Source organism: Peribacillus deserti (genome assembly GCF_002863585.1).
Taxonomy (GTDB): domain Bacteria; phylum Bacillota; class Bacilli; order Bacillales; family DSM-1321; genus Paraperibacillus; species Paraperibacillus deserti_A.
This window is the reverse complement of sequence record NZ_PGUY01000006.1, coordinates 1-23122: the sequence shown is the minus strand read 5'-3', so window position 1 is coordinate 23122 and position 23122 is coordinate 1. Positions and strand designations below refer to the sequence as shown.

Below are 23122 nucleotides of genomic sequence, written 5' to 3'. Positions count from 1 at the left end.
TGACTTAGAAAATTTATACGGTTACCCAATTTAACTTTTGAATTTCTTCCCAGAATTGATCAAATTGTTCAAAGTCCATCTGCTGGGCCGAATCTGAAAGTGCGACTGCAGGATCCGGATGAACTTCAGCCATGACTCCGTCAGCGCCTATAGCTAATGCCGCCTTAGCTGTCGGAATCAGTAGATCTCTGCGTCCGGTTGAGTGAGTCACATCGACCATTACTGGAAGATGGGTTTCCTGCTTAAGAATAGGTACGGCTGATATATCCAATGTATTTCTTGTCGCTTTTTCATATGTTCTGATACCGCGTTCACATAGAATAATGTTCCCATTTCCCTGAGACATAATATATTCTGCAGCATGAATAAATTCATCAATAGTAGCTGCCAGCCCGCGCTTTAACAGAACCGGTTTATCGACTTGGCCTGCTGCCTTAAGCAATTCAAAGTTTTGCATGTTTCTTGCCCCGATTTGGATAACATCGATGTAATCAACAGCTGTTTCAATGTCTGCCGGATTTACAATTTCGCTGATAACAGCTAAATCATATTCGTCAGCTACTCTCTTGAGTATTTGCAGGCCCTCGAGACCGAGTCCTTGGAAATCGTAAGGAGAAGTTCTCGGTTTATATGCCCCGCCTCGCAGCAGCTTTAATCCTTTTTTCTTTACAGCTTCAGCTACAATAGCTACCTGGTCATATGATTCTACTGCACATGGGCCAAATACAAAGCTTGGAATCCCATTTCCAATGATTTCGCCTTTTAGGTTAATCAGTGTGTTTTCAGGCTTTTTCTTTCTAGATACAAGAAGAGCTTTTTTCTGCTCGCTTTCCTGGAGTCCGAGGCCGGCTTTGAAAATTTCTTTAAAAAGCTTTTCAATCGTAGAGTTTTCAAATGGACCATCATTATGAGCTTTAATAAGGTCTAGCATTTTTCTTTCACGGACTGGATCAAACTTATTTACGCCCTGCTTCTCTTTTACTTTTCCAATTTCCTGTACAAGTTTTGCTCTTTCGTTGATAAGCTTTAATAAATCCAGATTAATATCATCCAATTTATCCCGCAATACATCCAATTCCTGGTTGCTCACTATTCCTTCACCCTTTCATGGTATCTAAATTCTTGGCATGCCTGATTCTTTCCTAGCTCAAAAGTCCAAAAATGAACGATATATCCCATATTCATCATCAAATGGAATCTTTTGTGAAAAAAGAAAATGTGGTACATTGATTAGTAATTAGTGTTCATTATAAATCATATTTTTTTAGATGTCACGAACTTTTTCTTTAACAATAAAACGCTTTTAAGCGTTAAAGCATAAAAATATAAAGTAGGTGTGTTCATTGCCCGAAAAGATTTTTGCTCTCGATATTGGAACACATTCAGTAGTAGGTATCATATTAGAAAAGCAGAATGGTCATTATCATGTAATAGAAGTACTGGCTAAAGAACATACGGAACGAGCCATGCTTGATGGACAAATCCATGACGTCCTTTCCGTCTCAGGGATCATCTCAGATATAAAAGAAGAATTGCAAATAAAACATGGCCCCTTACAAAAAGTGTGTGTAGCTGCGGCAGGAAGAGCACTTAAAACAGAAAGAGCCAGTGTTTCGATTGATATTACCGGAAAGCCAATGATGCTCCGGGAAGATATTCTTCATCTTGAATTATCAGCTGTCCAGCAAGCTCAGTCGCAGGTTGCCGATCATGCCGGTGAGCATAGCTACAATTATTATTGTGTAGGCTATTCTGTCCTTTTTTATCGGCTCGATGGCCATGAAATTGGAAACTTAATTGACCAAAGCGGTTCTGAAGCATGTGCTGAAATTATCGCCACGTTCCTGCCAAAAGTCGTAGTAGAGTCACTGATGGCTGCTTTAAAAAGGGCGGACCTTGAGATGCAGGCCCTGACATTAGAACCGATTGCGGCCATTAATGTCCTTATTCCCCCATCCATGCGAAGGCTGAATGTTGCATTGGTGGATATAGGTGCTGGAACCTCTGATATTGCTTTGACTGATTTGGGAACAGTGATTGCTTACGGGATGGTGCCTGTGGCGGGCGATGAAATAACAGAAGCGATCAGTGACCAATTTCTGCTGGACTTCCCGCTGGCGGAACAGACTAAACGTAGACTGAGCGAAGCCGACTCTATAAAAGTGACAGATATTTTAGGTTTTGAAACAGAAATTTTTAAAGCGGAAGCGATTCAATTAATATATCCTTCTCTTCATAAACTTGCCGATACGATAAAGGATGAAATATATCGCTTAAACAATCAAAAATCTCCCAAGGCTGTCATGCTTGTCGGGGGAGGAAGTCTGACCCCGGATCTCCCAAAACTTTTAGCCGAAAAGCTTAATCTTCCCGAAAATAGAATTGCCATCCGAGGAACAGAAGCGATCAGCCAATTAACGTTTGCAGAAGGAATAGCTAAAGGTCCGGAACTGGTAACACCGATCGGGATTGCCATCTCTGCTTTGAATAATCCAGTACAGTATATAAATGTATCGGTAAATGGCCAGACGATCCGTCTGTTTGATATGAAGGAACTAACGGTTGCGGACTGCCTCCTTGCATCGGGCATCAAAATCAGCAAATTGTACGGAAAACCAGGTATGGCCCTTATGGTAACAATCAATAATCAGCCGTATACTGTCCCCGGCTCTTACGGTTGTCCCCCTGTTCTTTCCTTAAACGGGCAGCCATGCACGATTAATACCCCTATAAAAAGCAATGACTCGATCACGATAGAAAAAGGAACCGATGGCAGGCCTGCTGATGTAAAAATAAGTGAGCTTTTAGATGATTTACCGCAGAAAAGGGTGAAAATAAACGGTACTACATATATGGTGGAAGCGGTTATAAAACGGAATGGGGCTGCTTCAGATGGTGAAGAACGAGTAAAGGACCGGGATGAAATTATATGCAGGCTTCCGGATACAATTGAGGCCCTGCTTCAAGCGCTTAAATTAAAGCCGCTGTGTACTGCCCTGCAGCCTTTTAGATTGATAATAAATCAAAAACTTTACAGCATTGAAAAATCATCTGGCAGATTGTTAAGAAACGGAATAGAATGCACTCCACATTCACATTATGAAAATAATGACGAATTATTAATAGAAAAATCAGGGCAGCTTACATTAAGAGAAGCTGCAGAGAACTTAAACTTTCTTTTGACTTACTCTATCATGGTTACTTTCAACGATGAAAAAATAGTGTTAACTAAAGAGGTTAATGAATTCTATCGTGGTGAGCATAAACTATCGGAACAGGATATCCTTTACAGCGGAGAAGAGCTCCGAATGGCTCAAAGAAGAATAGAGCCATTTATCTTTCAGGATATTTTTAACGCTGTACATATCGAAATGCCCTCGAACCCGAAAAGCAGGTTTCTTTTGTTAAAAAATAACGAAGAAACTGCTTTCCATGAACAAATAAAGGCCGGTGACGAACTGAAGCTTTTTTGGCCTGCTGCCCAGGCAGTACCGCCGTACCATGATTAAGGAAGCCTAATAAAAAGAGCAGTCCAGATGTTTAAATGGACTGCTCTTTTTTGTCACTACGCTTGAACTGCTTCACGAAGTGACTTATTTGTAATTTTCCAATGAGATGCATGCCAGGCTACTTCCCCGTTCTTGAATAAAATAGCTTGTGGGGACTCATGCTTCACTGAGTATTTTTCAGCTACGTAATTGGAAAGCGGGCGTGCTTCCTGAACAGTGAGATAGGCTGTATTAACATCATTAGCTTCCGCAAACTCCTGATATTCTTCAAATGCCGCCTGGCTGACTGGGCAGGTTAAGCTATGTTTTACTAACAAAAATGATTTACTTTGTGCCAATTCATCAAACTGTTCTTGTGCTAGAATTTTCTTTAGTGTCATTTTCATAAGCTCCTTTTTTTCTTTTTCAAATAAAGAAGGCGATGAAGCAATAATACCACTTCGCCGCCTTTTATGCCAAAAGCTTACTCCTGATTAAAAACCGATTTGCTGGTTATTTTTGACTGGAAGAGCTATTCTTCTGAGAAGAATTTTTGCTTTCCTTGCTGCTGGACCCGGATCCTGTAGAAGCATAAGAGCTGCTCCCTGTTGTATCTGTTGTAGTTTCACCCGTTGTTTCAGCAGTAGTTACGCTTCCTGTAGTTGTTGTTGCATCTGCTGCAGAATCAGGGGCTGTTAAGGTTGGATCTAATCCTTCAGCTGCGGTCATATCTGCTGAAGTAAGAATGTCCTCTTCCAGACCATCTGTTGTATCTGCATAGTCAGCAGGTACTACAGCCTTGATAGAGTCTGCTGTATTGGACAATCCATAGTCTTGTGAAGAGGTTTCTGTACCTGTACCTTTGTCCTTGCCTGTCATCGTTTTAACTTTGCTCATTAGGTTTTGAGATGTATTTGTAACGGTCTCTGTAAGCGTGTTTGTACGGTCTTTGGCAGCCCCGGCAATTTGTGTGCCTTTTTCCATTGCTGTCTGGCGGAGTTTTTCTGTTCTGTCCAGTAAATTAGTCGTCTGGGTATTAATATCACTGCGTAATTCCTTACCGGATTTTGGAGCCATAAATAAAGCTGTAGCTGCACCTACGATTCCGCCAATAAGCGTACCGATTAAGAAATCCTTTGTGTTAATGTTCTCTCTGTTATCACGATACTCCTGATGCAATTGGTGATTTTCACGGTACACCTGACCATTTTCCCTGAACGCCTGTCCATTCTCTCTAAATGCTTGATTGTTTTCTCTTTGAGTCATAATAAAATTCCCCTTTCGATATTTATATTAAATAAAATTTAATAACGGGATCTTAGAAATCTCTTCTTCGGAAGGTTATCGCTTGCTTGTGCCTGCACTTCAATTCCGCCGGCATTTGTTTGTTCAACATAAGCATTTTTGTTTTTCCATCTATCACGGAGCTCCATTATTGCGTTGCTCCATTGAATGATTTGAGCGATTTTATCTTCATTATGCTCTAACTTGTTCTGAGCTTTAGCTGATACTTTTTGCAGAGTCGAATTAAACCCTTGGATGGAAGTACCAACATTCTTGACGGCAACAAAAACCGAATCAAGATTTTCAGATTTCTTCTGGATATTTTCAGCGAGGGTATTCGTCTTATGTAACAGCTGGGCTGTTTCCTGCGTTACACCCTGGAGCTGGCTTTCCAGTCCTGACAGCGTCTGTGAAACACTGTCCAGCGTACTTTGTAATGACTTCAATGTTTTTGCGAGATACAGTACCAAGATTAAGAATGCTATTGCGATGACTGCAACGCTTAAGTATAGAATGATTCTCACCAGAACACCTCCTTGTGTATACAATAGTTTAATTACCCGGTTGATACCATTATAAACTACTAAGTATTTTTTCAATATAATCTTAAAAAATTCCTGCTTTTCTAAGAATGAAATAAAAATATTATTTTCGTCCTGCATATAAGTCTTAAAATAGTAAAAATTTTTGGAGATTTCGGTTACAATAAGAATGGTGAAAAGAAATTTTTGGAGGAATACATATGAAGGATCCTAGAATTCAAAAGCTTGCGAAGAATTTAATCAATTATTCTGTACAGCTTAAAAAAGGCGAAAAAGTCCTTATCGAAAATTTTGGGCTTCAGAGAGAACTTGTTACAGCTCTTGTAAAAGAGGCATATGAAGCTGGAGGCTATCCATTTGTACTATTGAAAGATGCACAAGTGGACCGTGCAATGCTTTTAGGGGCGCAGGAAGAACAATTTAATATGATCGCAGATTTTGAAGCAAATGTTATGTCCAAAATGGACGCTTATATCGGCCTTCGCTCTGGCGACAATATCAATGAGCAGGCTGACGTACCGTCTGATAAGCTGAAGATCTACGGTGACACAGTAGGTAAAAAAGTCCACCGTGAAATCCGGGTCCCTAAAACAAAATGGGTTGTTCTCCGCTACCCGACTTCATCAATGGCACAGCTTGCCAAAATGAGTACAGAAGCTTTTGAAGATTTCTATTTTGATGTATGCAACCTGGACTACAGCAAAATGAGTGAAGCTATGGACAGCCTGGTCGATCTAATGAATAGAACCGATAAGGTACGCATCACAGGCCCAGGCACCGATCTTTCTTTCTCAATTAAAGATATACCTGCCATTAAGTGTTCAGGTGAAATGAATATTCCTGACGGCGAGGTCTACACAGCTCCTGTTAGAGACTCTGTAAATGGAACAGTTACTTATAACACTCCATCTCCATATCATGGCTTTACCTTCGAAAATGTGAAACTAACGTTTAAAGATGGTAAAATTGTAGAAGCAGAAGCAAATGATACAGAGCGCATCAACAAAATCTTTGATACAGATGAAGGCGCCCGCTTTGTAGGTGAATTCGCAATCGGTGTCAATCCGCACATTCAGACGCCAATGCAGGATATCCTTTTTGACGAAAAGATTGACGGAAGCTTCCATTTCACTCCAGGGCAATGTTACGATGAGGCATTTAACGGCAATCATTCTAATATCCACTGGGATATGGTAAATATCCAGCGTCCGGAATATGGCGGCGGGGAAATTTACTTTGATGATGTATTAATTCGAAAAGACGGGCGTTTTGTCCTGCCAGAATTAGAAAAATTGAATCCTGAAAACCTAAAGTAATATACAGCAAACGACCACATTCATTGACTGAGTGTGGTTTTTTTAAGGCTGTTTTCGCAAACTTTGTTGTTGAACAAGGGGCTGATTGGAACGTGAGGATGCTCGCGGACCTTAGGGGCGGGCGCCCGAGCCTCCTCGGCTTCGCCTGTGGGGTCTCACCTGATCGAAAAGCGGAGGACGGTGCTTTTCAAGAAAAGATCCATCCAAAAGCCGAATGATAATCTTTTTTTTATAGACAGAACGCTAAAAGAAAAGCAGACACCTGATAAAGAAGACTTGCTGATTGGCAAGCGACAGCGAAGACAGAAGCTTAGTCGCCCTTACCACGCTCGTGACGCCACGTCCTGTGGCCCCGCCTGGCTCGCACATCTATGCATTGTGCGTTAGCCCGGCATAAGACTAGCGACAGTAAAAGGCCGATTTTGCCTTTTAATGGCGATTGGCTAGACCTGCGGTGTCAGTCCGGAGCTGGACAAAAAGAAAAGCGGAAAGCGGTGCCTTGCCCGTTAACATTGTTTATGAACTCTCATGATAAGCTCATCTTTTATCAACATAAAATTTTAGGGAAGGCAGAGACCTAAAAAGCATAAGACGAGCAGGCCGTGAGAAGCGGTTTTTCTTCTCATGGACTGATTGGCTTATGACTCGAGGGTCTAAAGCCTTGGAGCTGGACAATACCCGCTGCTCCCGCACAGAAAAGCGGAAAGCGGTGCCTGTCCAACATATAAATATTAAAAGATCAGTGTTAATCCCAATAGATAAAAGTTGCAAACAAAGTGGCAGGCAGAGACCCGATAAAGAAGACTTGCTGATTGGCGAACGACAGTGAAGACAGAAGCTTAGTCGCACTTACCACGCTCGAACGCCACGTCCTGTGGCCACGCCTGGCTCGCACATCCTGTGCTAAGTGCGTCAGCCAAGCATAAGACGAGCCGGCTGTGGGGAGTGCTTTTCTCTCCATAGACGGATTGGCTTATGACTCGAGGGTCTAAAGCCTTGTAGCTGGATCAAGGAGTCTCGCACCTTACGTTCCAATCAACCTGTTTAACAATAGGATAGGTTTACAGAACTATAAAAAACAACAATCTTTTAGAAAAGAGCCTTTTTTAAAGAGGCGGCGGTCTGATTAAGAGGTGCTGTCCAATTTATAGGTATCCCTTTTTTGTAGAAATTTTAATGTAAGTACCTTTGACTATATCAACCTTAGTACATAGTTTTTAACGATATTAAATGGGAATTTAATTCAATGATCTATGCTGTGATTTTAGATTTTCCCGTTATGCTCCTCCGGCAGGCATTACTTTTCTTTCCGGAACATATGCTTATGCTTGCAGAAAAGCAGCATAATTTGGGAACCTCAGTACTCATATATTGCCAAAAATGTTATCCAGGGAGCGCCGGGTCTTTCTGGCAGTAAAAAAAATCCACATTCAATAACGGAATGTGGATTTTTTCATTTATTATTTTGAGACTACTAAATCCTCATAGGCTACCTGGAATTTTTGAATATCTCCCGCTCCCATGAACAGGATAACGGAATTCTGGTGTTCCAGTAAGGGTGCAGTATTTTCTTCATTGAGAAGCTCAGCACCAGGAATTTTTTCCCGTAGATCCTCTATTGTCAATTTACCCTGGTTTTCACGGGCAGATCCAAAGATTTCACATAAGTACACTTTGTCAGCCAGGTTCAGGCTGCCTGCAAAATCAGACAGAAATGTTTGTGTTCTGGTGAAAGTATGCGGCTGGAATACAGCAACGATCTCTTTATCTGGATATTTCTTCCGGGCAGAATCAATCGTCGCAGTGATTTCTGTTGGATGGTGTGCATAATCATCAATAATCACTTGACGGCCCAGTTCCTTCTCAGAAAAACGGCGTTTAACGCCGGTAAAGGTCTTGAGCTGCTGTTTAACAGCTTCCACTTCAACTTCTTCATATTGGCACAAGGCAATGACAGCGAGTGCGTTTAATACGTTGTGGTTTCCGAAAGTAGGAATGGAGAAACTCTCATAGTAAGTATTCCGGACATACACTTCGAAGGATGTACCCTCTTCTGAAGTGGTTACATTTCTTGCTTGGAAATCATTCTCTTCACTGAAGCCGTAAAATAGGACAGGGACCTTTGCTTGAATCCGCTGAAGCTGTTCATCATCGCCACAGGCGATGATCCCTTTCCCGACCTGCAGGGCCATCTCCTGAAATGCTTCAAACACATCCTCGATGCTTGAAAAGTAATCCGGATGATCAAAATCAATATTTGTCATGATCGCATAATCAGGATGGTAGGATAAAAAGTGGCGGCGGTATTCGCAGGCTTCAAATACAAAATATTGTGCGTCTTGATCGCCTTTGCCCGTACCATCTCCAATTAAGAAAGAAGTCGGCTTTGCCCCGCGCATAACGTGAGCGAGGAGCCCTGTCGTTGATGTCTTTCCGTGTGCCCCCGTAATTCCTACACTTGTGAAATTCTTCATAAAGTCACCTAAGAAGCGGTGATATCTGATAACCGGGAGACCAAGTTCCATTGCACGCTGTATTTCCATGTGACTATCAGGGAAAGCATTACCTGCGATGATTGTCATGCCTGGTTCAATATTTTTTTCATCGAATGGCAGTATTTTAATTCCAGAACGTTCTAATCCAGCCTGGGTAAAGAAGTATTTTTCAACATCTGAACCCTGCACTGAATAATTCATATCATGAAGGATCTGAGCCAGCGCGCTCATCCCAGATCCTTTTATTCCAACAAAATGATAAACAGTCATAGAGAGAACCTCCAGCAATCGTCTACTGTATGACAGTAAAGGACGTGATCTTTTTTATTCTGTAGTTGTTGTTCGTTAGGACAATTATGCTCAGCTTGTTAATTATAACATGTTAAAACTCTCTCATCCATGAATAGCATTATACCATAGTTTAAACGAAATATAATTGAATCAATCATGCCGAAGGCCGCTGATTTCTTTTTTCTTTGAAATGGCCATAGTTTATCTTCCCCTAAAAGTCCCGAGGCCAGCTTCGTTACCATAGCTTAAAGACGACTCGTGGGCAGTCAAATAGGGTTTTAGATTATTATATACATTTGCACCCGCTAACGTTCTTTTGGACAGCCAGGAGCCTGTACGGGCAGGTGTATGGTCCGGCGCGTCCTTCTGTTAAAAACGAAACGATCAAGCGTATATGTATGATGAAAGGAAATACAAGATCCCTGTTTACAATTCCTTCACAGGTTCTCAGAAAGAATACCATGGGACTATGCCATGGTATTCGCATTGATATATTCCAGTTCATCCTCAGAGATTAACACATCCCGGGGTTTGCTGCCTCTGGCTTCAGAAATAATCCCTCTCGATTCCATCATTTCAATTAATCGTGCTGCGCGATTATAGCCAATATGGAATCTTCTTTGCAGACTGGATGCAGAGGCCATATTCTGATTCACTACAAACTCACAGGCATCAAAGAACAGTTCATCAGCTTCCTCGGCAACCTGAGTTTTTTTCATGAGTTCTTCCTGTTCAAAGAGATACTGTGGTTCCTGCTCCTGCTTAACATGATCGACAACCTGGTCAATTTCATCATCGGACACAAATGTCCCCTGAATCCTTACCGTTTTAGATGAACCATTTTCAGCAAACAGCATGTCTCCTCGTCCTAGCAGCTTTTCTGCTCCCCCTGTGTCAATAATGGTTCTGGAATCGATTTGAGAGGACACAGAAAACGCAATTCTAGTTGGAATATTAGCCTTAATAAGACCGGTAATGACATCCACCGAAGGTCTTTGGGTGGCTAAGATTAAATGGATCCCGCAGGCACGGGCCTTTTGTGCGATCCGGCAGATAGCTTCTTCTACCTCTCCTGGAGCAACCATCATTAAATCCGCCAGTTCATCAATAATAATCAGGATTAAAGGAAGCTTGTGAGAAAGCTGGCCGGCTTCTACGGCTCTTTGATTAAACCGGTTGATATCCCTTACACCCGCATGAGCAAAAAGCTCATATCTGCGCTCCATTTCATCCACTGCCCATTTCAGGGCTGCAGTAGCAGCTTTAACATCCGTAATGACCGGGCTGACTAGATGAGGAATTTTATTATACGGTGCAAGCTCCACCATCTTAGGATCAATTAATAATAATTTTAGATCCTGTGGAGAGGCCTTATATAAAAGACTGACAAGCATTGTATTAATGCAGACACTTTTACCTGATCCCGTAGCTCCGGCAATCAGCCCATGCGGCATCTTCCTCAGGTCCGTTACAATTGGCTCACCTGAAATGTCTAAGCCCAATGCGACAGAAAGAGGGGAACTCTCATGTTTGAATGCATCACTTTCAAGCACTTCCCTTAAAAAGACCGGTTTACTTTTTCGGTTAGGTATTTCAATCCCAATCGTATGCTTTCCCGGAATTGGAGCCTCCAAGCGGATATCCCTTGCGGCAAGACTCAGTTTGATGTCGTCTGTCAGATTGGTTACCTTATTAACCTTCACACCCGGCTCCGGCTGTACTTCAAATCTTGTCACGGCTGGGCCTTGGGTCACATTCACAACCCTTGCTCTTACATTAAAGTTTATGAGAGTCTCATTCAGGATCTCTGATTGCTCCCTCAGCCATTCCTGGTCATCCTCAACATAAGCAGCAGGAGTCAAGAGGTTTATGGAAGGAAAGGTATACCTTCCTGCCATATGAGACAAATCTTCTCCCTCATCATTTGTAACTTCAGGCCTGGCGTCTTTAACGGCACGGTGCTCCATTTTTGCCATAATCGGCAATACGGTGCTCTTTTGGCTGGTGTTAGTTTTGGCAGGTATATGTTTATTCTGAAGCTTTTTCTTATCCTGTTTAAGCATCACCACATTAAAGGGGATCGTCTTGCTCTTCTTTGCCGGTTCAGCTTCTCTAGTAGCAGCAGCCTGCTGTTCATCCTGTTCAACGCCGATATAGGTATCATCCGATTGTTCTACTTCGTCAGGACCGCTCACTGCAGGCCGCGCAAGCATTGCTTGGTCTTCCGCGCTGGACTGCTGCTGAACAGGAACTTCAGGCACCTCGGCATATCTTTCTTCGTCCTTAATCACATAGTCACTCTCTGGAGCATGCGTAATGATCTGAATTGCTTTTTCATCTTCCTGTGTGTGAACGTGAATACGTGATGTTGGCTTTCCAGTAAACTCCTCTTCTGACGCCCCCACCGGTTCGTTCTCTGCAGCCAGCTTGTTCAAATCTGCTTCTTCATGCTGCCGATTCTTTTGAACAGCAGCGGCAGGCTGGTCAGTAAATACCTCTTCTGCCGGCTCCACTTTTTCGTTTTCAACAATCAGCTTGTCTGCTTTCCGGTGCTCTTGAGTAGCTCCTGCGGCTTGTTGATTATATGCCTCTTCTGTCGGCTCTACTTTTTCTTTCTCGCCAATCAGTTTGTTCTGATCTGCTTCTTCTTCCTGCGGGTACTCTCGAACAGCGGCTTCGGGCTGTTCATTATACTCCCAGGAGGGCTTCACCTTTTCGTACTCACCAATCAGCTTGTTCCGGCCTGCTGCCTCTTTCTGCGAATGTCCTCGAATAACTGCTGCTGGCTGTTCATTAAATACTTCTTCGGTCTGTTTAAAAAAATGGCTGTCAGCTTGTACAGTTTCGTTCTTTTTTATTGGATGCTGGTCGTGATCAGGTATTTGATCTGTCTGCTCAGCCAGGTGACTATCGGGATTTTTATAACCTTCCCTTATCTCCAATTCATCAGAATTATGTACAGGCTTTACCGTATAACGATTGCCATTTTCCAGCTGTATTTCATTACCGTCCTGCTCTGCCTCGAACTGTTTAGCTTCTGTATCCTCTTCGAAAGAAAGACGTGTTGATGGGCGATCTTGATTTTCATCATTCATTCTAACATCAGGAGATAGCTCCTGACCGGCATGTTTATTTAATATAGAAATGTTATCCAGTAAATCCTCAGCAGCCTGATTTTCATAAACAGGCACTCTTGGTTCGGATGTACTTTTGTCTATTGGCGGCCGCTGCTTAAAGCCGTAAATAGGGGAAGGTATTTCCGTTGGCCTGAATGGGCGCTTTTTCACTTCAACTTTGCTGGAAGAATGGCCCCTGTTCCCCCCCCTGGAATTCCGGCTCCTGTTTGTCCATCGTATTCCGTTTGATTGTTTGTTTTGGTCTCCGCCGTTCTTGCTCCCGAGATACCGATTTTCTTTTATGCTGATTTTCCTTGTCAGAAATAACTGGAAAGCGGAATTGTCCTTTGGGATATTGATATGAAATTTTAGCGTCCACATCCCTGCTATGTCTTGAAGCTTCACCAATAATAGGAACAATCGGTTTATACTCGTTATGCTCTTTCAGCACAGCTTCTTCAATAACTGGTTCAGGAATGGATGTTTTTTTCCTTCCTTTTGATGCCCCGCCCTCTAATACCTTGGCTTTTGCTTGTTCAATCTTCCGATGCAATTCCTCTTCTTCCATAGAATCATCTACAACGATCTCCTCTACCTCAATAATCTCTTCTTCATGATGGAAGAGATTTGAAAGTTTTTTCATTAGCCACTTCAATGAAATCACTCTTTCTATTTATGTCTTAGTCGATTTAGGTTATATTACATACAACCGGTAAAGGCTGTAGTTTCAGGCTTATTTGAAGGCCAGCCTCATTTTATTAAAAACCTCTTGATTGCAGCGAAGGGCAATCGCTTATTCGCGGTCGATCCGAAAGGATTTCACTTGCCCAAAGGCTCCTGCGGGAGTCTTGGGGGCTGCAGCGAAGACAACATAGTGCCGCATCAATTATGTCTGTAACCTTGCCTGCTGAAATACTCAAAATCTGTCAGATCTTTACTGACTTTGTATGCTTTTGTTCTAGTTTAACAGTATTTTAGAAAATTTCGAGTAAAATTATAAGATTAGTAAAATGTATATATATAGAATGGTTTTATCTGGATTAATCTCGTGCCTGGCCCCCCTGTTTAACCCGCCAAAACTATTTTCCCTGAACTCGGTGCACTTAAACTGAGCTTTTAGACTCTAGTTTTTTCTAAAATATCCCTCTGTGCATATTTCGGCAAGAATGGTAATAGGCTTGAGTGCCGGAATGAAAGAACCTTTTTCTCTGTTTTCCAAAGCTATGTTAAAGAGTTTTTTGATTGGTGGGAATTTGCGGGACTCCTTCAGGAAAAGCGGGTCAAAAGGTACTCTAGAGGAGTAAACGCCGAGAGGTACTCAGAAAACGCGGAAAGCCAGTACTGCAGCTAATCCCAACGAAACATTTAGCAGGGATTTCCCCAAAAATAAAAAACCGCTGCGGGCGGTTTTTTATGTGTTCGTATTATTCTCCTTAGGCCGGTTCTTGCCGAGAATAAAAATCGGTTCTAACTCGCTGTCTTCATATAAGAAAGACAGCGCCGTAATAGGAACATGTCCGCTCGCAAAAAAGCTCATGGCCATTTGGGCTAGTATATCATACCCAGTCTGGTTCTGGATGTCAGCAATGATCACGACATCCTGATGGGGGACAGCCAGTGCCATCGTTCCTGTAATTTTGCTTTTAAGCGTATCAAGCCACGCTGTGTTTAAGATCCTGCTGGCATCATAGCCATCATTCGTGTTCATAAAGTAAAAAATATTTCCTGCAACTCTATCTTCTTTTAATGAAACAGAGAGTGACCTCACATTAAAACGGGCAATTTCTCTGATACGTTCCTTTTCCCATCCCTCTTTTTGAATTAATTGTTCATCGATGAGACGGTACGTTTTCCCCAAATCCAGAGCGTAGTAAATCCTGGTCTCCGCTGTGTGGCTGTCAAACAGAAAGGGTACTCCTTCTCTTGAATCCTGTGGAAATGAAGCAGACCGGATGACAGGCAGAATCTTCTTTTCATTTCCTTGAAGGGAATGCGCTTCACCCATAACTGATAATCCTTCGTTTACATAATAAACTACTTCGTCAATTGCCTTTTCTTTACCAGTCTCCCAATTAGCAATAATCCCAGAAAGAGTAATCGTAATCCCTTTTCCCGTTTTATCATTGACAATCCGAAGAGTGTCCTTTTCCTTATCATATTGGAAAGAACGCTCAGGGTCCTGCAGCCTGTCTATAAGGATATTTTTCATTTTGATAGCTGTCATTTTCACCGCAACCTACCTCCTAGCCGGTGATGTAGTTAAAGCAGCCTCCTTTACCGTTTGGTTACAAAGGAAGCTGCTAGGTTTTTTCTTATAGTTCTTCAATGAATTTTTCGATTTCTTCCTGGGTTTTGCGATCTTTGCTGACAAACCTTCCAAGTTCATTGCCGTTCTCATAGGCAATAAAACTAGGAATACCAAACACATCGTTTTCGGCGCAAATATCTATAAATTGATCTCTATCTACGTATACAAAGGTGTAATCTTTGTATTTTTCTTCTATTTCAGGCATAAACGGATCAATGAACCGGCAGTCTGGACACCAATCGGCCGAAAATAAAAATACTGATTTCCCCTTATTTTTTAACTCCTGGTATTGTTCAACTGATTCAAGTTTTTTCATCTATAAAACTCCTTTAATATTGCTGTAGTACACTGATTATTTATATATAGCCTGATAATATCAAACATTACAGAGATAGACTAATAAAAAGTATCAGCCTCACATTCCACTCAAGATTGAAAAAATTTGTTGTGAATTGTCTAAAAATAAATTAAATTTAAACAAATAGGAAGATTAACCCAGGTCATATGGCAATAGACAGGAGGATTCCATGAAGACGATTAGGGCAAAAGTTCGGTTAATACTCATTATTTCTTTAACAGGATCTATTTTACTCGGCATCATCAACATTATTTCCAATACCATACAAAACAACTCAAAACATGAGCAAATGTTATTATACAATGCAGTTGGCGCAAGCAAGGACATTAAATATAATATGGCACTGACCCGCAAGTTCGAACAGCAGTATCTTCGTGAACCTATGCAGGTCACAGCCGATATAGCCATAAGAAACAATTCACAAATCCGTACTAAATCTAAAGAATTGGCCGGAAAGTACCAAGACTATCCCGAGATTTCGGCGCAATTTAAAAAAATCCAAGAAAATGCATCCAGCTATCGTGACCAATACATTACTCTCATAAAAATGTATGAGGAGATCGGCTATAGGGAGAATCAGGGATTAAAAGGAGAAATATCTCAGTCAAAAGAAGCGATTGTATCCTTTCTTTCAAAAAATAAAAACGGGTCGCTTTCCAGACAGTTTGATACTATTACATTATATGAAAAACAATATCTTGCCACAAAAGATGATGATGCATATAAGCAATTCCTGCTTCTATCCAGTTCATTTAAAGAAAATGTCTCCAGCTCCAAATTAAAGCCTGATCAAAAAAAGACTCTGCTCGGATTATTTGAAACCTTTCATAATTCTACTAAAATCATGGTGGCAAACTACTATATTACAGATGATTATATTGAATCCTTCGACAAAGCTGCCACTGCTATTGAAAATGCTGCATTAGAAGTAGACCAAAAAGTGGGTGCTGCTCAACAAAAATTAAATGACCGTCTGAATGAACAATCTGCATTTCTATTTTTCAGTGCACTGGTTATGAGTTTACTTCTTGTGGCCGTACTGCTGACTGCAGGTATATTCTTAATTAGAGCCATAAGCACCTCTATTGCTTCCCTTAAAAGCGGGGCAGAAAAAATTGGTTCCGGCGATTTGACTTACCGTGTTAAAAGACACGCAAATGATGAAATGGGAGAGCTTGCTGATACCTTTAACCAAATGGCCGAAAAAGTATTGGTTTCCCTAAAAGATGTTATTCATTCGGCCGACAAACTAAACTCTTCATCACAAAACCTTGCAGCTATATCCCAGGAAACTTCTGCGCAGTCAAATGAAGTCAATCAGGCTATAAGACAGGTGGCTATTGGCGCTTTTAATCAAACCTCGCAGCTAGAGGAGAGCAATACTGTCATAAAGAATGTTACTCTTTCTATAAATGAGTCTGAAGAACTGACACAGGATATTGCAAGGGAAGCAAAAAGGACGGAAATGGAGGGTCATTCAGGACTTGAGGTGGTTCAGAGCCTTCAACTGACTTCAAATCAATTTCTCGAACTGGCCAACCATCTTACTGCGCAGGTCCGTAATGCTTCCAGACAGTCAGAGGAAATCTCAAGTATTGTAGGAACTATTCAAGAAATTGCTGAAAATACAAATTTACTTGCGTTAAATGCAGCAATCGAATCGGCACGAGCTGGAGAAGCAGGCCGGAGTTTTGCGGTGGTCGCCAGTGAGGTTAGAAAACTTGCGGAACGTTCAAAATCCGAAGCTTTAAATATTCAAAAGGTGATCAAGAATATGAACGGGCAAATGGTAAAACTTATGGATGAAGTAGAGAATTTCAATGAATATAAAGAAAAACAAAGCTATTCCGTTAACCAGACAAAATCCGCCTTCGAAAATATCGTACAGAATGTCATCAGCATAAACACGAAGATTTCGTCTGTTCAGAAGTCTATAACTGGTATTCAGCACTCTAACGGAATACTCTCTGAAAAAATGGAAGCGGTATATGAAATATCCGGACAATCTGCAGCAGTGTCTGAAGAAGTCAGTGCTTCAAGTGAAACACAATTAATCGCAATATCTCAAGTCAATGAAGCTGCATCAGAGCTCAGCCTGATAGCATCCGACCTGCAGACCATTGTATCCCAGTTCCAGCTTGAAAGAATGGACATGGAAAGCCAGTCGGAACAAGCATCCATAAAAACAACTAAGAGAAAGTTTAAAAAACGTCCGCGTCTCTCTAAAAAGAAAAAAGCTGGATAAAAAGACATCCGCGCTATATGTGCCATAGCGCGGATGTCTTTTAAATTAAAAGGCTCTTTTCTAAAAGATTGTTGTTTTTTAATAAGTTCTGTGAACCTACCTTATTGTTAAGCAGGTTGATGGAACGTAAGGTGCGAGACTCCTGCGGGAGCAGCGGGACAGGTGAGACCCCACAGGCGAAGCCGAGGAGGCTCAACGCCCGCCCCGCGGAAAGCGAGCATCCTCACGTTCCAATCAACCCCTTGGTCAATAACAACAAAGTTTGCGAAAACAGCCAATTACTAAAAGGTTGGCTGCTTATTATTTGAAATACCAGTTTTATTTTCCTTCCTGGCTGTATTCCCACTGGCCAATCAGCATTTTCACGATATGGCCAAACATTTCCGATCTTACTAGCCGCTCATTTGTGAATGTGCCGATAGCCCCTTCTTTTCTCCGTACATTATTCTTTTTTGTGAAGTCTTCCATTATAGGTCCCAGTTCTTCTCCCTGAAGCAGTCTATCTGCAACTTCTGATGGCAGAGGTATCCGGGCGCCTCCAGCAATGAAGGTTTCTCCCTCTTTTGTTACAAGAGCCCCCCAATTACATACAAATACCCCGCGCTCTGTTTCAACCACTCCGCCTTCTAATCCAATACCGATATCAGCCTTCTCATGTTCCACACAGTATGAAGCCCTATTTATCGCTCCGCTTATTGTTTCTTCGTCAGAAAAAGGCTGCTCTGAAACTCTGGATTCAGCATTCAGAGCGGTTAAGCTGATTAAATGGCGGTCGATCACATCTTCTACCGCCTTCACTTTTGCGGGATTCCTGCTTCCTATCGCTGCTTTTATCAAAGTACTCATCCTTCATAACTAATGTATGTAACAGTTTGTCTAACGCAATCAAACGTTTCTATGAATGGTGTCCACCATCGTCTTATCAGCACTTTTCACCAGCTTTATAAGGAGCTCTTTGGCAGCTGCATAATCATCTACATGAATCATAGAGGCTGCAGTGTGAATATACCGGGAACAGATGCCGATCACAGCACTTGGAACACCTTCACCTGATACATGTACATTCCCAGCATCAGTACCGCCGGCAGAAACAAAATATTGGTAAGGAATATTGTTGTCCTCGGCGGTTTCCAGAATATACTCTCTCATTCCCCTGTGCATAACCATCGTACGATCCAATATACGCAGCAGCACGCCTTTTCCAAGCTGGCCAAACTCATTCCGGTTGCCTGACATATCGTTTGCAGGACTCGCATCAAGAGCGAAGAAAAGATCCGGTTTAATCATGCGCGCAGCTGTCTGTGCCCCGCGCAGTCCTACTTCTTCCTGTACGGTTGCACCTGAATATAGCACATTTGGGAGAGTTTCATACTGCAATTCTTTAAGAAGTTCAATAGACAGACCACAGCCGTAACGGTTGTCCCAGGATTTTGCCAAAACTTTCTTATCGTTGGCCATAGGAGTAAATGGACAGATAGGCACGATCTGCTGGCCAGGCATTACACCGATTCTTTTAACATCATCCCTGTCATCTGCTCCTATATCAATAAGCATATGTTTCATGTCCATTGGCGTATTCCGCTGAGCGTCCTGAAGGAGATGCGGCGGAATTGAACCTATCACTCCAATTACAGGACCTTTTTTTGTAATAATCTGGACCCTCTGTGCAAGCAGCACCTGGCTCCACCATCCGCCAAGCGGCTGAAACTTAATCATTCCATTTTCGGTAATGCCAGTTACCATAAAACCTACTTCATCCATGTGCCCCGCTACCATAATGACTGGTCCGCCTTCATTGCCTTTTTTGACCCCAAATATACTGCCCAATTTGTCTTGAACTACTTCATCCGAATATTTCTCGAGTTCGCTTCTCATATAATCCCGAACCAAATATTCATTTCCGGGTGCCCCTGGCAGTTCAGTCAACGTCTTAAACATAGACAATGTTTCCTGATTCATATTTACAGCCCCTTAAATATAGATTGATATGTACAGTGCAATTTTACAGAAACTTAAGAACTCTTACCAATATCTTTGCCTAACTTCAGGTAAAAATTGATATACTAAGACATAACTAAGAAATTCCACAATTTAACGCGAGGTGTGATCATGAACTGGAAATCATTGCTACTGGGAATCGGCGCCGGCTTTGCCGCAGGATATACAGCCAAACAGCTTCTGGATAAGCAGGAAGCTTCTCCCGAGAAAGTACTCTCCCATGTAAAGTCCCTGCTCAAAAAAGACGGGAAAATACAAGGATCCTGGATCATCATGAAGCCTGAGGTTTATCAAAAATTTGACCTGCCTTATACAGTGTACCGAGGCGGCATTACCAAAAATACGGACGGACAGCAGGAACAATTCGAATTTATTGCAGATGCCAAAACCGGAAGTATACTGGAACTGACAGCATATTAAAACACAAAGCAGGCTGTTAGACAGCCTGCCCATTTTTTTATTATATATTTGACCATAAAAGCGTTGAACAGCCCGCTTTTATCCTCATTTCTGCCTTTCAATCTCCGAAACAAGTTCCTTCCCAGATCCGTCCCATTTAACCGCGCGGTAAACCGCATCATGATAAAATGTAAACCATGCATTTTTCTTAAGTCCATATTTCATCCACTTCTGCTTCTGTTCAATGGAAGTCATCGGGTAATCATCATAAGCAAGTACCCAGAGAACGTTTGAATGTGCATGTGTCGGCATCAAATCGGCCATATGAATAAGGGTTTGCCCTTCATCCTCTACGACAAGGATGCTGTGGCCGTCACTATGCCCCCCCGTATGAACCATCCTAAGTCCCGGTATGATTTCTCTCTCTTCAGTAAAAGGCTTAACCTGCTGCTGAACGGCCTCCCAATTTTCTTTCCAATATGTATTAGCCGAACGAATATTTGGACTGCGCATTTCGTTCCATTCCACATTCGATGTAACAATCTCGGCCCTCTCAAATATAGAAACCCAGGTATCATTCTCTTTCTTAGTCAACCCGCAGGCATGATCGAAATGCATATGCGTTAACAAAACAAAATCAATATCCCCCGGCGTCAGCCCAAGAACAGCTAACGATTCGATAAGCTTTGATTCCTCAGTCACTCCAAAATTTTTCTTTTGCTTCTCCGAAAGCTTTCCGCTCCCAATTCCCGTCTCAACAAGAATATTATACCCATCCTTCTGTATAAGAATGGGATCGGTCCTTAACTCTATCTGATTAGATTCATTAACAGCGTATTTCCTTGACCACAAGGCTTTAGGAACAACACCAAACATTGCACCGCCGTCGAGATTCGTCACCCCTCCGTCGAGCCATGTCAGCAAAAAGCCCCCCGCTTGTAAAGTCTCCATAAAAACCCCTCCTCATGATAAGTGTAGCATTGAATTCGCAAAGTTTGAAATATTTTCATAAAGAAGGACTGGGGTGTGGGTATATCGGAAGCGTTTAAGCTGACTAGATTTAATTGTACGGATTTTGGGGATTAATCGTGGTGGTTTCATCTGAGTTACAGCATCAATGCGGCTGTCATTAAGTGGGGTGTCCATTCCAATGACCGTCCTGATATCGTGCCGGGGGCCGATGACTTGGAATGTCTTCCCTGCGCAGAAATTGCACGGAAATCTTGTGTTCGGGTTCGGGTTGTCTTGGATTCTTTTAATCATTGTTTTTGGGCTGGGGTGATTGTAAACCACTAGACTTCGGTAACCATAATTCCACTCACAGAACTACGGTCTTGATCTTCAATTCCTTTTTTTGAACACGATGTAGATATTTTCAATCTTCTCCGATGATTTGCAAGGGTTTTGGACTTTTGGCGGCTGCCAGTATATTGAGACCATAACAAAAGATCAGACTCACCCTCGTGAAACCGCTTAGTCACCCTTTTTAGGTCTTCATGACGAGTTTTTGATCTTTTTCCACGGATTTTTCCATCAGATAGTTTTCTTTACCTTTTATCAAGCATCATTACTGTCTTCCTAGGGCACTTTTAGGTACTTTCCTTGAGTTTTAAAGGTTTTGATTGGCTGGCTGGAAGTTTATGCTTATGTTCATGAGGTTTATGCTTATGTTTCGCAGGTTTACGCTTAAGTTTTCTAGACTTATGCTTATGTCTCGCTTATTTATGCTTATCTGCGGCTGACCTATGCTTATCTTTACGTGGATATGCTTATCCTCTAGGGGTTATGCGTATCTCTAAGTGTTTATGCTTATCTCTACGCTACTTATGCTTATGCCACGGGCAGTCTCCCATCCTCTCTATGCGGCTGCTCACCTTTTCATATAGACACATATATCAAATTCCCGAGCATTCAAGATTATCTCTACCTTACTTAGGCTTGTGCCATGGCGGTTTCGCGTCTTATTAATGCGGATACTCCCCTTACAGATGTTCATACCGCTAATCATGGAATCATACGGCCGGCACATGCTAATGTTTGTGCATAAGCATGTCCCCCTTCAATGTAGCTGCCCACCGTTTTAATATTTGGAGCTTGTTTCTACCCTACTTGCTTGGGAAGGAGCAGTTGCGCTTTCTTCTTGCTACGGCCGACCAACCTTCTCCCATCACACAGATGCTAACTCCCGGGCTGACTTTGTTTAAATATATGTACATTCGCTTGTTCTCTAATCGTCTGAACATAGCCTTGTGCTAAAGACTTACGCTTATTCTACTCTCTTCCCTAGTGTAAGTATCCCCGTTCCGCACAAAAACAAAAAGCCCACTGAAACAAATAGTTTCATTGAGCTTCTGTCTGTATTAGGCGTTATATTTAGCTTCCAGACGATAGATCCGGCTGCCTTTTTCAGAAAATTTCTTTTCGTATTCCGTCATGATATTTCCTTCATAGCCGCTTTTATGAAGGTCAAGGCTGACATAGAGAAGGGTCATTCCGTACTGGGAGAGGCTTGTCAGCGAATATTCAAACAGTCCTTGATTATCGGTTTTGAAATGGATCTCACCATTGTCACGGAGAATATTTTCATATATTTTCAAGAAGCTTTTGAAGGTGAGGCGTCTTTTCTCATGACGGGTTTTTGGCCACGGATCTGAAAAATTCAGGTACACTCTTTCCACTTCGCTTTTAGCAAAGAACTGTTCTAAATCATTTGCATCTACATTCATGACTTTCACATTTGGAAGTTCAGCTTCAATAATTCGGTCCAGGGCAGTTACAATTACGCTTTCTGAGAGCTCGATCCCAATATAATTGATATCAGGATGGGCTTTTGCCATTCCAGTGATAAAGCTGCCTTTTCCCGTACCTACTTCAATATGGATGGGATGGTCATTTCCGAATATACTTGCCCATTTTCCGCGGCATTCTTCGGGAGACGCAATCGCGTATTGAGGATACTGAGCTAGTCTATCTTTGGCCCAGGGTTTATTTCTAGTACGCATGGTACCACTCCTTACCTACATCTTTTTAATAAAATAGAATTTTTCGTTGCTCATTCTTTATCGGATCCCAGCCCATCTGTTCTGCTTCGTCGTTTATTAATATACACTGCATCATTGAAGCTTACTAATGGTGCAGGCAGGCACCGCTGTCCGCTTTTCTCGTTGTCCAGCTCCCAGCTGAGACCCTCGAGTCATAAGCCAAGCATCCCTCGGGGAGAACATCACTCCCCAAGGGCTCCTCGTCTTATGCTTGTCGGGTCTCTGCCTGCCTTTTCACTTT

The 23122-nt window shown here is 42.1% G+C and carries 17 protein-coding genes; 4 read left to right on the top strand and 13 right to left on the bottom strand.

All coding sequences use genetic code 11. The annotated features are described in order from the left end of the window. Window positions 1-13: 13 nt before the first annotated feature. Window positions 14-1090, bottom strand: a complete 1077-nt coding sequence (locus tag CUU66_RS02260) for a bifunctional 3-deoxy-7-phosphoheptulonate synthase/chorismate mutase (RefSeq protein WP_101640065.1) — start codon at window positions 1088-1090, stop codon at window positions 14-16. Between the two features lie 253 nt (window positions 1091-1343). On the opposite strand from CUU66_RS02260, the gene CUU66_RS02255 reads away from it, so the two are divergent. Continuing rightward, window positions 1344-3509 carry a cell division protein FtsA gene (locus tag CUU66_RS02255; RefSeq protein WP_101640064.1) on the top strand — a complete coding sequence of 722 codons (2166 nt, stop codon included), beginning with the start codon at window positions 1344-1346 and terminating at the stop codon, window positions 3507-3509. A 56-nt stretch (window positions 3510-3565) separates the two neighbouring features. Here CUU66_RS02255 and ytxJ read toward each other — a convergent pair whose 3' ends face one another. From ytxJ to CUU66_RS02240, 3 genes are all read right to left on the bottom strand, one after another. Beyond that, window positions 3566-3889: a bacillithiol system redox-active protein YtxJ gene (gene ytxJ / locus CUU66_RS02250; RefSeq protein WP_101640063.1), complete on the bottom strand. Its 324-nt coding sequence runs from the start codon at window positions 3887-3889 to the stop codon at window positions 3566-3568. Between the two features lie 112 nt (window positions 3890-4001). Continuing rightward, window positions 4002-4754, bottom strand: a complete 753-nt coding sequence (locus CUU66_RS02245; RefSeq protein WP_101640062.1) for a YtxH domain-containing protein — start codon at window positions 4752-4754, stop codon at window positions 4002-4004. A gap of 38 nt (window positions 4755-4792) precedes the next feature. Next, window positions 4793-5296, bottom strand: coding sequence for a DUF948 domain-containing protein (locus CUU66_RS02240; RefSeq protein ID WP_101640074.1), 504 nt, complete (start codon window positions 5294-5296; stop codon window positions 4793-4795). A 218-nt stretch (window positions 5297-5514) separates the two neighbouring features. Here CUU66_RS02240 and CUU66_RS02235 point away from each other — a divergent pair, with 218 nt between their 5' ends. After that, window positions 5515-6630, top strand: a complete 1116-nt coding sequence (locus CUU66_RS02235) for an aminopeptidase (protein WP_101640061.1) — start codon at window positions 5515-5517, stop codon at window positions 6628-6630. Between the two features lie 1460 nt (window positions 6631-8090). Here the strand turns inward: CUU66_RS02235 and murC are convergent. From murC to CUU66_RS02205, 5 genes are all read right to left on the bottom strand, one after another. Then, entirely contained in the window at window positions 8091-9395 is a 1305-nt protein-coding gene (gene murC / locus CUU66_RS02225; protein WP_101640059.1) for a UDP-N-acetylmuramate--L-alanine ligase, read from the bottom strand. Window positions 9396-9883: 488 nt separating this feature from the next. Then, on the bottom strand, window positions 9884-12703 hold the full coding sequence (locus CUU66_RS02220) for a DNA translocase FtsK (RefSeq protein WP_257967874.1): 2820 nt from the start codon (window positions 12701-12703) through the stop codon (window positions 9884-9886). Between the two features lies 1 nt (window position 12704). Then, window positions 12705-13175 carry a hypothetical protein gene (locus CUU66_RS02215; RefSeq protein WP_142383691.1) on the bottom strand — a complete coding sequence of 157 codons (471 nt, stop codon included), beginning with the start codon at window positions 13173-13175 and terminating at the stop codon, window positions 12705-12707. A 768-nt stretch (window positions 13176-13943) separates the two neighbouring features. Then, complete coding sequence (locus CUU66_RS02210; RefSeq protein WP_101640072.1) at window positions 13944-14756, bottom strand: DUF1444 domain-containing protein; 813 nt, start codon at window positions 14754-14756, stop codon at window positions 13944-13946. 88 nt (window positions 14757-14844) lie between these two features. Next, window positions 14845-15156, bottom strand: a complete 312-nt coding sequence (locus tag CUU66_RS02205; RefSeq protein WP_101640057.1) for a thioredoxin family protein — start codon at window positions 15154-15156, stop codon at window positions 14845-14847. A 211-nt stretch (window positions 15157-15367) separates the two neighbouring features. On the opposite strand from CUU66_RS02205, the gene CUU66_RS23930 reads away from it, so the two are divergent. Further along, window positions 15368-17443, top strand: coding sequence for a methyl-accepting chemotaxis protein (locus tag CUU66_RS23930; RefSeq protein ID WP_101640056.1), 2076 nt, complete (start codon window positions 15368-15370; stop codon window positions 17441-17443). A gap of 318 nt (window positions 17444-17761) precedes the next feature. On the opposite strand, the gene CUU66_RS02195 is transcribed toward CUU66_RS23930, so the two are convergent. Then, window positions 17762-18277: a DUF84 family protein gene (locus CUU66_RS02195; RefSeq protein WP_101640071.1), complete on the bottom strand. Its 516-nt coding sequence runs from the start codon at window positions 18275-18277 to the stop codon at window positions 17762-17764. Window positions 18278-18328: 51 nt separating this feature from the next. Further along, on the bottom strand, window positions 18329-19402 hold the full coding sequence (locus tag CUU66_RS02190; protein ID WP_101640055.1) for a M42 family metallopeptidase: 1074 nt from the start codon (window positions 19400-19402) through the stop codon (window positions 18329-18331). A gap of 150 nt (window positions 19403-19552) precedes the next feature. Between CUU66_RS02190 and CUU66_RS02185 the strand changes: the two genes are divergently transcribed. After that, window positions 19553-19861, top strand: coding sequence for a PepSY domain-containing protein (locus tag CUU66_RS02185; RefSeq protein ID WP_101640054.1), 309 nt, complete (start codon window positions 19553-19555; stop codon window positions 19859-19861). Between the two features lie 84 nt (window positions 19862-19945). Here CUU66_RS02185 and CUU66_RS02180 read toward each other — a convergent pair whose 3' ends face one another. After that, the gene (locus tag CUU66_RS02180; protein ID WP_101640053.1) at window positions 19946-20791 is read right to left on the bottom strand and encodes a YtnP family quorum-quenching lactonase; all 846 of its coding nucleotides are present in this window, start codon (window positions 20789-20791) and stop codon (window positions 19946-19948) included. A 1409-nt stretch (window positions 20792-22200) separates the two neighbouring features. Further along, window positions 22201-22842 carry a tRNA (guanosine(46)-N7)-methyltransferase TrmB gene (gene trmB, locus CUU66_RS02175; protein WP_101640052.1) on the bottom strand — a complete coding sequence of 214 codons (642 nt, stop codon included), beginning with the start codon at window positions 22840-22842 and terminating at the stop codon, window positions 22201-22203. Between the last annotated feature and the right edge of the window lie 280 nt (window positions 22843-23122).